General features: G+C 36.9%; 13 protein-coding genes and 2 tRNA genes. 10 read left to right on the top strand and 5 right to left on the bottom strand.

Going from position 1 to position 12543, the window contains the following annotated elements; genetic code table 11:
* The first annotated feature begins 13 nt into the window (after positions 1-13).
* The 3 genes from grpE to GJV51_08430 all read left to right on the top strand — a co-directional run bounded on the left by grpE (position 14) and on the right by GJV51_08430 (position 3484).
* Positions 14-583, top strand: a complete 570-nt coding sequence (grpE, locus tag GJV51_08440; GenBank protein QGM26005.1) for a nucleotide exchange factor GrpE — start codon at positions 14-16, stop codon at positions 581-583.
* 87 nt (positions 584-670) lie between these two features.
* Positions 671-2518, top strand: coding sequence for a molecular chaperone DnaK (gene dnaK, locus GJV51_08435; protein ID QGM26004.1), 1848 nt, complete (start codon positions 671-673; stop codon positions 2516-2518).
* A gap of 66 nt (positions 2519-2584) precedes the next feature.
* A complete protein-coding gene (locus GJV51_08430) occupies positions 2585-3484 on the top strand; it encodes a DnaJ domain-containing protein (GenBank protein QGM26003.1) in 900 nt (299 codons plus the stop codon).
* Positions 3485-3532: 48 nt separating this feature from the next.
* On the opposite strand, the gene GJV51_08425 is transcribed toward GJV51_08430, so the two are convergent.
* Positions 3533-4111, bottom strand: coding sequence for a peptide deformylase (locus tag GJV51_08425; GenBank protein QGM26002.1), 579 nt, complete (start codon positions 4109-4111; stop codon positions 3533-3535).
* A gap of 55 nt (positions 4112-4166) precedes the next feature.
* Here GJV51_08425 and GJV51_08420 point away from each other — a divergent pair, with 55 nt between their 5' ends.
* From GJV51_08420 to GJV51_08405, 4 genes are all read left to right on the top strand, one after another.
* Positions 4167-4439 (top strand): hypothetical protein, encoded by a 273-nt coding sequence (locus GJV51_08420; protein QGM26001.1) that lies wholly within the window; start codon positions 4167-4169, stop codon positions 4437-4439.
* Positions 4436-5224, top strand: a complete 789-nt coding sequence (locus GJV51_08415; GenBank protein ID QGM26000.1) for an inositol monophosphatase family protein — start codon at positions 4436-4438, stop codon at positions 5222-5224. The genes GJV51_08420 and GJV51_08415 overlap by 4 nt, the downstream gene beginning before the upstream one ends.
* A gap of 61 nt (positions 5225-5285) precedes the next feature.
* Positions 5286-7127 carry a translational GTPase TypA gene (gene typA / locus GJV51_08410; GenBank protein ID QGM25999.1) on the top strand — a complete coding sequence of 614 codons (1842 nt, stop codon included), beginning with the start codon at positions 5286-5288 and terminating at the stop codon, positions 7125-7127.
* A gap of 44 nt (positions 7128-7171) precedes the next feature.
* Positions 7172-7260, top strand: a tRNA-Ser gene (locus tag GJV51_08405).
* Positions 7261-7417: 157 nt separating this feature from the next.
* Here GJV51_08405 and GJV51_08400 read toward each other — a convergent pair.
* The gene (locus GJV51_08400; protein QGM25998.1) at positions 7418-7630 is read right to left on the bottom strand and encodes a hypothetical protein; all 213 of its coding nucleotides are present in this window, start codon (positions 7628-7630) and stop codon (positions 7418-7420) included.
* Between the two features lie 257 nt (positions 7631-7887).
* Between GJV51_08400 and GJV51_08395 the strand changes: the two genes are divergently transcribed.
* Together GJV51_08395 and GJV51_08390 are read left to right on the top strand one after the other, a co-directional pair.
* A complete protein-coding gene (locus GJV51_08395) occupies positions 7888-9585 on the top strand; it encodes a hypothetical protein (GenBank protein QGM25997.1) in 1698 nt (565 codons plus the stop codon).
* 34 nt (positions 9586-9619) lie between these two features.
* Positions 9620-9940, top strand: coding sequence for a QacE family quaternary ammonium compound efflux SMR transporter (locus GJV51_08390; GenBank protein ID QGM25996.1), 321 nt, complete (start codon positions 9620-9622; stop codon positions 9938-9940).
* A gap of 90 nt (positions 9941-10030) precedes the next feature.
* On the opposite strand, the gene rarD is transcribed toward GJV51_08390, so the two are convergent.
* The 3 genes from rarD to GJV51_08375 form a co-directional block, all read right to left on the bottom strand.
* Positions 10031-10921, bottom strand: coding sequence for an EamA family transporter RarD (gene rarD, locus GJV51_08385; GenBank protein ID QGM25995.1), 891 nt, complete (start codon positions 10919-10921; stop codon positions 10031-10033).
* 94 nt (positions 10922-11015) lie between these two features.
* Positions 11016-11549: a GNAT family N-acetyltransferase gene (locus GJV51_08380; GenBank protein QGM25994.1), complete on the bottom strand. Its 534-nt coding sequence runs from the start codon at positions 11547-11549 to the stop codon at positions 11016-11018.
* A gap of 177 nt (positions 11550-11726) precedes the next feature.
* Positions 11727-12245 carry a molecular chaperone gene (locus tag GJV51_08375; GenBank protein QGM25993.1) on the bottom strand — a complete coding sequence of 173 codons (519 nt, stop codon included), beginning with the start codon at positions 12243-12245 and terminating at the stop codon, positions 11727-11729.
* Positions 12246-12345: 100 nt separating this feature from the next.
* Between GJV51_08375 and GJV51_08370 the strand changes: the two genes are divergently transcribed.
* Positions 12346-12419, top strand: a tRNA-Arg gene (locus GJV51_08370).
* Positions 12420-12543 lie beyond the last annotated feature (124 nt).

Below are 12543 nucleotides of genomic sequence, written 5' to 3'. Positions count from 1 at the left end.
GGAGGTCACACCTGTGACAGAAAAAAACGAAGAAATTGTAGAAGATAAGAACATTTCCAATCAAACTGATGAAAAGTTAACTGAGGAAATTGAATCTGAAGCTGATGATTTACAGGTGGAACCTGATCCACAACAAGCGGAAATTGATAAGCTAACAGAACAAGTTACCAACCTTGAAGAAAAGTTATTACGTTCACAAGCAGAGATTCAAAATATACAACAACGTAATGCACGTGAACTACAAAGTGTACGCAAGTATGATGGACAAAAATTAGCCAGTGCAGTATTGCCAGCTGTTGATAATTTGGAAAGAGCGCTTCAAGTTGACGCTAACGATGAAGTGTCGAAGCAAATTAAAGCAGGTGTGGAGATGACACTTAAGACGCTGAATCAAGCTTTAACTGACAATGGTATTACGTCAACAGGTAAAGTTGGTGCGCCTTTTGATCCAACCAAACATCAAGCAATTCAAAGTGTTGAGTCAGATGAAGTTGAATCTGATCAGATTGCACAAGTTTTGCAAAAAGGTTATGTACTACAAGATCGCGTAATTCGACCAGCAATGGTTGCAGTGGCAAAATAAGTACTATTTTGCATGGTGATTCAATCGATGAGATACTACACCTTAAAAAGTTAAAAACGATTTTAAAAGTAAAGGAAGAATATACATATGTCAAAAATTATTGGTATTGATTTAGGAACAACAAATTCAGCTGTTGCCGTCCTCGAAGGTGGCAAACCCAAGATTATTACAAACCCAGATGGTGGTCGTACAACACCTTCAGTTGTTTCATTTAAAAATGGTGAAAACCAAGTCGGCGATGTGGCAAAGCGTCAAGCAATTACAAACCCTGATACGATTATCTCAATCAAGTCTCACATGGGTGAAGCCGGGTATAAAGTTAATGCCAATGGTAAGGACTATACACCACAAGAAATTTCAGCGATGATTTTGCAATATATCAAGGGTTATGCTGAAGATTACTTAGGTGAAAAGGTCGAAAAAGCCGTTATCACCGTCCCAGCGTACTTCAACGATGCACAACGTCAAGCTACTAAAGATGCTGGTAAGATTGCTGGTTTGGAAGTAGAACGTATCATTAACGAGCCTACAGCTGCTGCGTTGGCATATGGTTTGGACAAGTTGGATAAGGATGAAAAGATTCTCGTCTATGACTTGGGTGGTGGAACATTTGATGTTTCAATTCTCGAATTAGGAGATGGCGTGTTTGAAGTTTTGTCAACCAATGGTGATACGCATCTTGGTGGTGATGACTTTGATAACAAGGTTATTGACTATTTGGCAGAACAATTTAAGTCAGAAAATGGTGTTGATTTAACGGATGATAAATTAGCATTGCAACGTTTGAAAGATGCCGCAGAATCTGCTAAGAAGACTTTGTCATCTGCAAACGAAGCTCAAATTGATTTGCCATTCATTGCTTCAAGTGATAACGGTCCTTTGCACTTGCAAACATCTTTGACACGTGCAAAGTTTAACGAATTAACAGCCGATTTGATTAAGAAGGCTGAACAACCTGTTTTGAGTGCTTTGAAAGATGCTGGATTATCATTCTCTGACATCGATGAGGTCATCTTGAACGGTGGTTCAACTCGTATTCCAGCCGTACAAGAATCTGTTAAGAAGATGACAGGTAAGGAACCTAACCACTCAATTAACCCTGATGAAGCTGTTGCTTTGGGTGCTGCTGTTCAAGGTGGAGTCATTACTGGTGATGTTAAGGATGTTGTTTTGCTTGATGTTACACCATTGTCATTGGGTATTGAGACAATGGGTGGTGTGTTCACTAAGTTAATTGAACGTAACACAACAATTCCAACTTCAAAGTCACAAGTCTTCTCAACAGCAGCTGACAATCAACCAGCCGTTGATATCCATGTGTTGCAAGGTGAACGCTCAATGGCTGCCGACAACAAGACATTGGGTCGTTTCCAATTAGCAGATATTCCAGCCGCACCACGTGGTGTGCCTCAAATTGAAGTGACATTTGACATTGACCGTAATGGTATTGTTAATGTTTCTGCTAAGGACTTAGGAACGCAGAAGGAACAAAAGATTACAATCCAAGCTGCTGGTGGTTTGTCAGACGAAGAAATTGAAAAGATGATGAATGACGCCAAGGCGAACGAAGAAGCTGATGCTAAGAAGAAAGAAGCTGTCGATACACGTAACGAAGCCGATCAATTGATTTTCCAAACTGAAAAGACTTTGGAAGAAGTTGGTGACAAGTTGGGTGATGATGAAAAGAAGCCAACGCAAGACGCTTTGGAAGCTTTGAAGAAAGCTAAAGAAGATGCCGCAGCTGATGATGCTGATTTGACAGATTTGAAGGCTAAGTCAGAAGAATTGACTAAGGTAGCCGGAGAATTGGCAATGAAATTGTATCAACAAGCAGCACCAAAGGACGGTGCTGAAGGAGATGCAAATTCTGCCGACGATAACACAGTTGATGGCGATTTTGAAGAAGTTGATCCAAACAAGGATGACAAGAAGTAATATATTTTAAAACAAACCGCATTCATTGAGTGCGGTTTGTGTACATAAATTAGAAGGAGCGGGCGCGTGAATAACACTGAATATTATAACCGTCTCGGCGTTAGTAAAGACGCTAGTCAAGATGAAATAAAAAAGGCTTATCGTAAGCTATCCAAAAAATACCATCCGGATTTGAACCATGAGTCTGGTGCTGAAGAAAAGTATAAAGAAGTTCAAGAAGCTTTTGAGACACTCGGTGACGAACAAAAACGAGCTCAGTATGATCAGTTTGGCCCAAATGGTGGGCAAGGTGGCTTCGGCGGTCAAGGTGGTTTTGGTGGTCAAGGCGGATTCAATGATTTTTCAGATTTGGGTGATATTTTCAGTCAAATGTTCGGTGGCGGCTTTGATCCTAATCGACCACGCAAAGGACAAGACTTGCAATATCGCATGAATTTGACTTTTGAGGAAGCCATTTTTGGTAAAGAAACGACTATTAAGTTTAATCGTGGAGATGGTAAGCAACACGAAATTAAGGTTACTGTACCAGCTGGTGTTGAAACCGGTCAGCAAATGCGTTTGAGTGGACAAGGTGAAAGTGGTGTTAATGGTGGACCACAAGGAGACCTGTTCGTTGTCTTCCAAGTATCACCATCAAGAGATGGGTTTGAACGTGATGGTGCAGATGTTTACTTAGAACAAAAGATAAGCTTTGTGACAGCAGCATTGGGTGATGAAATTCAAGTCAAGACCGTTCACGGTGAAGTGAAATTGAGAATCCCAGCAGGTACTCAAACAGGCAAACGTTTCCGGTTGAGTGGTAAGGGTGCTCCACGTTTGCGTGGAAATGGACACGGAGATCAATTTGTTATTGTAACTGTCGAAGTACCGACACGACTTAATAAAGATCAGAAAAAAGCGTTGGAGGCTTTCAAAGAAGCGACTGACGGTACAACTAAGAAAAAAAGTTTCTTCGATAAGTTGTAATCAAAAAGCTCTGCAGAGAATTACTGCAGAGCTTTTTGATTGGCCAAATTAGTCAATATATTTTGTATCTTCATCGACTTCCCAAGGCGATTGCATATTGATGTGATCATAATATAAGTGCCCGTGTAAGTGGTCAATTTCATGTTGAAAAACAATAGCAGGATAATCGCGCAATTTAATTGTTTGTTTATTACCGTTTTCATCTTGATAGCGAACCGTTATTCGATAAGCACGAGGAACAAAGCCTGGTACATCTTCATCAACTGACAGGCAACCTTCACCAACATTTAAGGCACCGCGTTTGACGGATTCTGAAATAATTACCGGATTGAAAATTGTACCTTTAAAATAAGGTTCGCCGGTTGTGTCTTCTGGGTCGAGTGCAGGTATTAAAATTGATGACATGCTCAAAGAGTAGCCTACTTGTGGAGCAGCTAATCCAACACCTGGACGTAGACCGTATTTCTCATTTTGTTTTTCATCTTGAGATACAACTAAATATGCCATCATATCTTTAGCAAGTTGTGCATGTTCTTCATTCAAAGGGAAAGGAACGGACGCAGCCGTCTTTCGCAGGACGGGATCTCCGTCCCGTGTGATTTTATCCATAGTAAATCTGATTGTCATTTTTTTTACCTCATAATCTAGTATATCAAACGTTATAACATGTTAAAATAACATTATGAATGAAAATTATGTATTACCAATCGATGGTGATTGGACAACCCAAGATATTATTATTGTAACAAATTTTATAAATAGTGTATTAGATATTTATGAAAAAGGAACTTCTCGTGCAGAGGTATTAAAAAATTACGATGCATATAGAAAAATAATGCCTGCCAAAAGTGAGCAGAAAAAATTTGATAAAGATTTTGAACGCCAAACTGGACATAGTATATACAAAACTATAAAATTTGTTCAAAATTCGACGAAAGACAGAGTACGTTTATGAAAACAATAAGCTCATTCGAAATTCAAGAAATCGACCAAACTGTGTTAACGTGGCTTGATGAATTACAAAAGTCTACAATGGCAGCGATGAATCAGCATTTAGACGTAGCTACTAAAAACGATGCACGTGATTTAGTAACGAATGTTGATAAAAGCAATGAGCAAGTAATCAACACGTATATTCGAAATTTCGATCCGGATGCACAAATTGTGAGCGAAGAAGGATTTGGTGATAGACCAATTAGTATGGTTGGTCATGTATGGTTTGTCGATCCAATTGATGGTACTATGAATTTTTATAAGCAGCACGATGACTTTGCGATTATGATAGCACTTTATGTTGATAATCAGCCTATTTTGGGATGGATTATGGATGTGGTAAATAATATTGTTTATCATGGTGGTCCTCAAATCGGTGTTTTCGCTAATCAATTGCGTTTAGATCCGCCAGAAAATGATGCACTCAACCAAGGAATTGTGTTATTGAGTGGTGCGCGCTTGCTCTATGGTATGTTTGGATATGACGAAATTGCTAAAAATGCTTTGGGATACCGTGTTATTGGTGCTGCTGGCCCGTCTTTTATCCGTGTCTTAAGAGGCCAGGCTGTAGGCTATTCTTCAAAAATGATGTCATGGGATTTTGCTGCTGGCCAGGTTTTAGCAAAAACTTTAGGATTAATCGTTTCAGACATTGACGGAAAGCAGTTAGATATGTTATCATCTAACATAGTATTAGTTGCTACGAATCGAGCGCATCGCGATATTTTGGCGTTGCATAGAAGCTAGGGAACGAAGTGTCCCTAGCTTTTGTATGTGGCAGCATTTAAATTAAAGGAGTACTAGAAAATTGGCAAATCGCGAAGACATTCGTAACATCGCTATCATTGCCCACGTCGATCACGGGAAGACGACGCTGGTTAACGAACTTTTGAAGCAATCAGACACATTGGATTCACGCAAGGAATTGGGTGATCGTGCAATGGATACTAACGATATTGAAAAAGAACGTGGTATCACTATCTTGTCAAAAAACACAGCCGTGAAGGTTGGGGACAAGCAAATTAACATTTTGGATACACCTGGACACGCGGACTTCGGTGGTGAAGTTGAACGTATCATGGGTATGGTTGATGGTGTTTTATTGGTCGTTGATGCTTTTGAAGGTACAATGCCACAAACTCGTTTTGTGTTGAAAAAAGCTTTCGAACAACATTTAACACCAATCGTTATCGTTAACAAGGTCGACCGTCCTGGTGCACGGCCTGAAGAAGTCGTTGACGAAGTATTGGATTTGTTTATTGAATTAGGTGCTGATGAAGAAGATTTGGACTTCCCAGTTATCTTTGCTTCAGCAATGAACGGTACGTCTTCTTTGTCACCAAATGTTGATGATCAAGAACATACAATGAAGCCAATTTTTGATGCTGTCTTTAATACAATTCCTTCACCAGTTGATAATTCAGATGAACCACTACAATTCCAAGTTGCGATGCTGGATTATAATGACTTCGTTGGTCGTATCGGCATTGGTCGTGTTAAGCGTGGAACAATTAAAATTGGTGACAACGTTGAAGTTTTGAAGTTAGATGGTTCAGCACAAAGTTTCCGTGTAACTAAGCTTGCTGGCTTCATTGGATTAGATCAAGTAGATATTCAAGAAGCTAAAGCTGGTGATTTGATTGCTGTCTCTGGTATGGAAGATATCTCTGTTGGTGAAACTGTTGCAGATCCTGCACATCCAGATGCACTACCAATTTTACGTATCGACGAGCCTACTTTGCAAATGACATTCCGTCAAAATGATAGTCCGTTTGCAGGTAAAGAAGGTAAGTTTGTTACTGCACGTCAAATCGAAGACCGTTTGCGTCGTGAACTGCATACTGATGTGTCATTGCGAGTTGAAGATATTGGGCAAGCTGGGGCTTGGTCAGTGTCTGGTCGTGGTGAGTTACATTTGTCAATTTTGATTGAAACAATGCGTCGTGAAGGCTTTGAATTGCAAGCTTCTCGTCCACAGGTTATTTACCGTGAAATTGATGGGGTTCAATCAGAACCTTATGAATCAGTTCAAATTGATACACCTGATGAGTATTCATCAACAGTTATTGATTCATTAAACCAACGTAAGGGTGAAATGGTCAATATGGAGTCTGTTGGTAATGGACAAACACGTTTGACTTATATGGCACCTTCACGTGGCTTAATTGGTTACTCAACTGAATTTATGTCAGCTACGCGTGGATATGGTATCTTTAACCATACGTATGCTGAATATCGTCCAGTTGTTCGTAACTGGGAACCAGGACGTCGTAATGGTGCTTTGGTTTCTATTAACCAAGGAACAACTTCAAACTATGCCATCATGGGTGTCGAAGATCGTGGACAAATGTTTGTTGGTGCTGGTGTTGAAGTTTATGAAGGAATGATTGTTGGAATGAATGCGCGTGACAATGATATCTCTGTCAACGTTACAAAGTTGAAGCCACAGTCAAACGTTCGTTCATCAAACAAGGACCAAACTGCTTCAATTAAGACACCACGTATCATGAATTTGGAAGCTTCTTTGGAATTCTTGAATGATGATGAATATGTTGAAGTAACTCCTGAAAATGTACGTATCCGTAAAGCTATCTTGAACACAGCTGAACGTGAAAAGGCTGCAAAGCGTCGTAAGGCATCAGCAAATTAACATTTATTTTAAATTAGTAAGCATCTAATCAGATGCTTCGTTATGGAGCTATGGCACAATCTGGTACTGCAACGGACTCGAAATCCGTCGAGCCGCATTTCGCGGTGTGCGGGTTCAAATCCCGCTAGCTCCTTTCTTACCAGTATTCAAAATAAAAAAGCGTTGTTATATTAACGCTTTTTTATTTTGAATAACTTTAATACAAGGTTAGAAAGTAGCACGGTAGAAGACAAAAACGGTCTTCCTCACTCATATTACAAAAAAAGATTGTGAAAAGGTTATTCTTAAAATCATTCAATCTGAATAGTTTCATCAAAATTTGAAAAGAGTACATGCTTGTGTAAATGGTTGCGACTCCAATTTTCAAGGACATATCTTTTGTGTTGATAATTTTCAAAAAAATTTGATAACTCGAATTTTTGACTTTTTGATCGTCTTAACATTTCGTCCAAAAAAGCCCAGTCAGCATTTTGAGTTTGCAAAGAATAATTTTTCCAATCCATGAAATTGTCTCCTTTTTAAAGTCAGTATCATTTTGGTACCAATAAATAAAGGATATCATAAAAATGGTATATGGGGTACTCTATATGGAATTTATTTTTTCAATATTAAAAATTAAATTTAAATTACTTCAGAAAATACTACAGTAACTTTTTCTTTAAAAATACTATTACTTCTGTTATGATACAGATGAGTTTATTTGTTATTTGGAAAATGTTAATGAAAGTTATTTCGCTCTTTTTGGGGAAAGTAGAATAGTATGATAAATAAAGTTAAGTATATAGTCAGTAAGCATTTAAACATAAGTGTGTGCTTACTTTTTTCATTATTCAGTCTTTTGATTATTTTACCTTATTTGCATGGACCGGCCTATGTTCATCAAGAGGGGTGGGATGGGCGTTTCCATATGGCTCGTGTCGCAGAAAGTTATTTAAATATAAGTCATGGTCATTTGGATCAAGCAATTCCCAGTGTGATGACTAAAACTTTTGGATCATTTGGATATCCACAAAATCTTTTTTACCCAGTAATAACTATGCTGCCAGAGGTGTTCTTGCACATAATCTTTGGAAATGCGTACGCCGGTTATTTAGCATTTATTGCTTTAATCTTTTTTTCAACATTTATGTCAATGTATATTTGTACATTAAAAATAACAAAAAGTCGGTTCATTGCGTTATTAAGTAGCGCGCTATATGGATTTAGTCATTTTACGATTTCTATAACATTGTTTTACCGTAGCTTTGGTGGATCTTTTATTTTTATTTTTATGCCAATTGCTTTTTATGGAATGTATCAGATTGCATTAAAAGACCATAAAAAATGGTGGATACTGTCTTTAGGGGTTGCTGGACTCATTTTATGTGATCTACCTGATGCGGTAGTTGTTGTCCTGATGATGGTCTTTTCATTCTCAATGACATTTACTGTTAAAGAAGCCAAGAAGATCAAATTAACGCGTATATTAAAGTTATTTTATGCAGGAATACTTTCAGCGTTACTTTCAGCGTTTTTCTTAGCGCCACTTCTACAAAATTTGTTGTTTGTTAAAAATATTTCTGTCAATAAACTGCTGCTGTCAAATACCGTTTTACCTACAATGAGTGTATTTTTGACAGATAAGTTGGCTTCGTACAGCTTAGGTTTATCAGGGTTAATTATTGTATTCTTTATTATTAATGGTTGGAGCAAGTTCCACCCTGCTTTGAAATACTTATCAGTTGTTTTACTGATTAATTTAATACTTGTTACTAATATTTTTCCTTGGCCAATTTTTGATAAATATTTAGGGTTCATACAGTTCGTTGGTAGATTTCTTTATACTGCAACTTTTATTTCAGCTTTTCTTGGCGCAATTGCCATCGTTAACATTGTTGAAAATAGAAAAAGTCGCTATGTTCTGATAACACTATTTTGTTTTATTGGATTGCTCTCAGTAACTAGTCTTAATTTTAGTATTAAGCGGAACCCGAATGGCAATGCTGTTAATATAGTTTCTTGGGATGATTTTCAAAATGCTACACTAAATAATTATGTATATGATTATTTGCCACATAATGCATTCAAAATCAAGGATAAGTTAGAACAACATTCTATTCCTTTGATGAATCCAAAGAAAGATATACAACAAACAAGTTGGAAAACAGAATATGGTAGTATACATTATCGCATTGATTCAGTACAAAAGTATACTAATGTTGTTTTGCCAAATATTTTTTACCCTGGATTCACAGTATACGTGAATGGGGAAAAAATGCCTGAAAAATATAATAAAAACAATGCCATCGTTGTTCCTATAGAAAAAGGTATTAGTAAAATTGATGTGAAATATGTGAGGACGCCGGTTCAAATAATTTCATTTTTGATCAGTACCTTTACATTGCTAACTTTAATTATTTTAAAAAACAAAATATTGATTAAACGGTTAACATTGTTTAAAAGCCATCGAACGCATTAGATTATTTAACTATTTTAATTTTGGAGAATAACCCATGTCTTGGATCTTTTTGTTATTTGCCGGTATTTCGGAAATATTATGGTCAACCGCTATGAAGTTAAGTGATGGTTTTTCTAAAGTGGGTTGGGCTATTATTACTGTAGTAGGTCTAATTACTAGCATGCTTTGTCTGCTGCAAGCTGTTAAACACTTATCATTTAGTCTCGCTTACCCAATCTGGACAGGGATTGGCGCTGTTGGTTCAGTCCTTGTAGGGGTTATCCTTTTTCACGATAAATTTTCAAGTGCGACATGGTTCTTTGTTGTTCTGCTAATTATTGCAATTATTGGAATAAAGATGACAGCAGGAGAATAGCATATAAAATTGGCTTTGAGTTGTGACAAGTAAATATCAATGCAGCGACATGTAAAAAACATCCAACTGATATGATGGATGCTTTTTTTATTATGAAATTGTTTTTTTCAATTTATGATAGCTATTCAAACTACCAATAATAAATACGAGTATGCCAGTCCAAATAAAAGCAAACACAATGACCTTATGCCAGTTAAAGGCTTCATGCAAAACAAAAATGGCCATAAGCAATTGAATAGTTGGATTAAGATATTGAATAAAACTCAACGTGATAAAGTCAGTATTTTTATTGGCAACAGCGAATAAGAGTAAGGGGATAACCGTTAAGATACCACTCATAATCAATAGAATTGTAATCTTAGGCTCATTTTGTATCATCACATGTGGAGATAAGAACAGATAAACTAAAGCAATAGGTGCAACGAAGAGGGTTTCCAGTGTTAATGAAATTGTAGCTGGTAAGGGTACTTGTTTTTTGATTAAGCCATAGAAACAAAATGTAGCCGCCATTAGTAGCGTATTTAAAGGTAGTGATCCCGTTTGAATAGTTAGGATGACAACGCCAATAATAACAAGTATTAAGGCGACCATTTTGGACCTTGATAGTTTTTCATGTAAGAAAATAACCGCGACAACCACATTCATTAATGGCATGATGTAGTAAGAAAGACTTGCTTCAGTAGCTTGCTCATGAGTTACCATATCAATATATAAAAACCAGTTAATTGAGATTAGGAAGGCACTCAATATAATCCAACCTATCTTATGATTTTCGATTAATTGGATAATGACGTGCCAAACCTCTTTCCAGCTTTTTTGAAAAGTCAACACCACACTAATGGTCACAAGTGACCAAACAATTCGATAAGCTAGTGTATCCATTGCTGGAACAACACTTAATAGTTCCCAGAACACACCCAGCATGCCCCATAGAAGGTATGCAGACAGGCCAGAAATGATACCTAGATGTTTATTTTCCATAGCTATACTCCCAAATTAAATATAACTATTATAATACTACTTGTGGCAAACCATTGACCAAGTTTATGTTAGGTATTAAATTGCTGTGGATAAATTATAATGCGCTAAAAGGCACAAACTCTTTCGGTTGATCAGAAGGACAGAGTGTTTTTTGCATCCAAAAGTTATCTAACCATTTTCCAGATTTAAAACCTATTTTTTTAAATAAACCAACATTTTCATAACCCATTCTCTCATGGAACTTTTTGCTTGTTTCATTTTCTTCAGTAATGCAAGCAACAATATGAACAACATTTTGCTTTTTTAATATATTTTCAATTTCGGAATATAGCATTTTACCTATTCCGCGATTACGAGCCTCTTGGGCGACGTATACGCTAATTTCAACGGTCCATTTGTACGCACCACGGCTATTGAACTCATGAGCATATGCATAACCTAAAATTGTGTCGTCTTCTTCTATAACGATATAAGGGTATTTCTCAACCGTATTAGTGATTCGGTCTTTAAAATCTTGGATAGTAGGAACATTGTACTCGAAAGTAGAGGTTGTCTTTTCGACGTAAGGTTTGTAGATACTTAATAGTGTCGGTGCGTCTGCTAACTTCACCGTGCGGACATTCATCATATTATCACTCCTAGTTTTGGGATAAAAAATAATAGGTAATCATTTTAACATGAGATATCAGGATAATAAATAGTTAAATGTAGTCAATCTGTTCAAGGAAGTAGGGGTTATTTTCAAATAAGATTCGTTTATTATAAAAAAGCAAAAATAAAAAAAGTGATTGATTAAAATCACTTTTTATTCTTCATGCTTAGCACCAATTTGGTATATGGCTTCTTCGATATTTAAGTCTTTTTTCATTTGAGTAACAATATTTGCACGCTGAGCAGAACTCTTATTGATTGCATTGACAGACATGGTTATAATCGAATCAAATCCAGTATGGAAACGGGATGCGACACTAGCGTCAATGTTGTATTTACCAGTTTGTGCAGCTTTAACAATCGTGACAATACCATTTTGGCCATACAAGGCATCACGAAGTGTCTGTGCATCAGAGCTACTTAAATCTTTGCTGTTTTCGTTAGCAATGGTTTTAGCATCTTTTTCAATTGCTGCCATTGTGCTGTCTTTTTTGTAATTAAATTTGCTTAAATCATTAATCAACCTTTTTATATTTTTACGTGATTCTTGTAAATGAGTATAGTCAGATCTTGGCATGGAAACATCTGCGTACTTTGGCTGTTGATTAAAAGTTATAAAGGCGATGAGCAGCGCTGCAATCACGACACCCAAGGCAATAAATGCTTTTCTCATGTAGTATTCTCCCAATGTTATCTACTGTTAGTATAAATCAATTTAAGATTAAAAAAAACACTTTCATATAACGTAATAAAATGTTATTATATTATAGTACGCGCTGGTAGCTCAGCTGGATAGAGCAGCCGGTTTCTACCCGGCAGGTCGAGGGTTCGAATCCCCCTCAGCGCATTTACACCGTCTTATCACGTATGTTGATAAGACGGTTTTTGTTTGCTTAAGTATTGCTATGTAGGCGTTTGTGAGACGTTTTGTAATTCTTTCTAAATCGTTTAAAATTGTCGGAAATCGTATT

It is taken from the genome of Leuconostoc mesenteroides subsp. mesenteroides, from assembly GCA_009676745.1.
Taxonomy (GTDB): domain Bacteria; phylum Bacillota; class Bacilli; order Lactobacillales; family Lactobacillaceae; genus Leuconostoc; species Leuconostoc koreense.
Note: the sequence above shows the minus strand (reverse complement) of the source record. Positions and strands in the feature narration are given on the sequence as shown.

Bases quoted from the DNA above. Each gene is read 5' to 3' on its own strand.
- dnaK (QGM26004.1), top strand. From the start codon at position 671: ATGTCAAAAATTATTGGTATTGATTTAGGAACAACAAATTCAGCTGTT.
- GJV51_08425 (QGM26002.1), bottom strand. From the start codon at position 4,111: ATGACAATCAGATTTACTATGGATAAAATCACACGGGACGGAGATCCC.
- GJV51_08420 (QGM26001.1), top strand. From the start codon at position 4,167: ATGAATGAAAATTATGTATTACCAATCGATGGTGATTGGACAACCCAA.
- GJV51_08415 (QGM26000.1), top strand. From the start codon at position 4,436: ATGAAAACAATAAGCTCATTCGAAATTCAAGAAATCGACCAAACTGTG.
- GJV51_08400 (QGM25998.1), bottom strand. From the start codon at position 7,630: ATGGATTGGAAAAATTATTCTTTGCAAACTCAAAATGCTGACTGGGCT.
- GJV51_08395 (QGM25997.1), top strand. From the start codon at position 7,888: ATGATAAATAAAGTTAAGTATATAGTCAGTAAGCATTTAAACATAAGT.
- GJV51_08390 (QGM25996.1), top strand. From the start codon at position 9,620: ATGTCTTGGATCTTTTTGTTATTTGCCGGTATTTCGGAAATATTATGG.
- rarD (QGM25995.1), bottom strand. From the start codon at position 10,921: ATGGAAAATAAACATCTAGGTATCATTTCTGGCCTGTCTGCATACCTT.
- GJV51_08380 (QGM25994.1), bottom strand. From the start codon at position 11,549: ATGATGAATGTCCGCACGGTGAAGTTAGCAGACGCACCGACACTATTA.
- GJV51_08375 (QGM25993.1), bottom strand. From the start codon at position 12,245: ATGAGAAAAGCATTTATTGCCTTGGGTGTCGTGATTGCAGCGCTGCTC.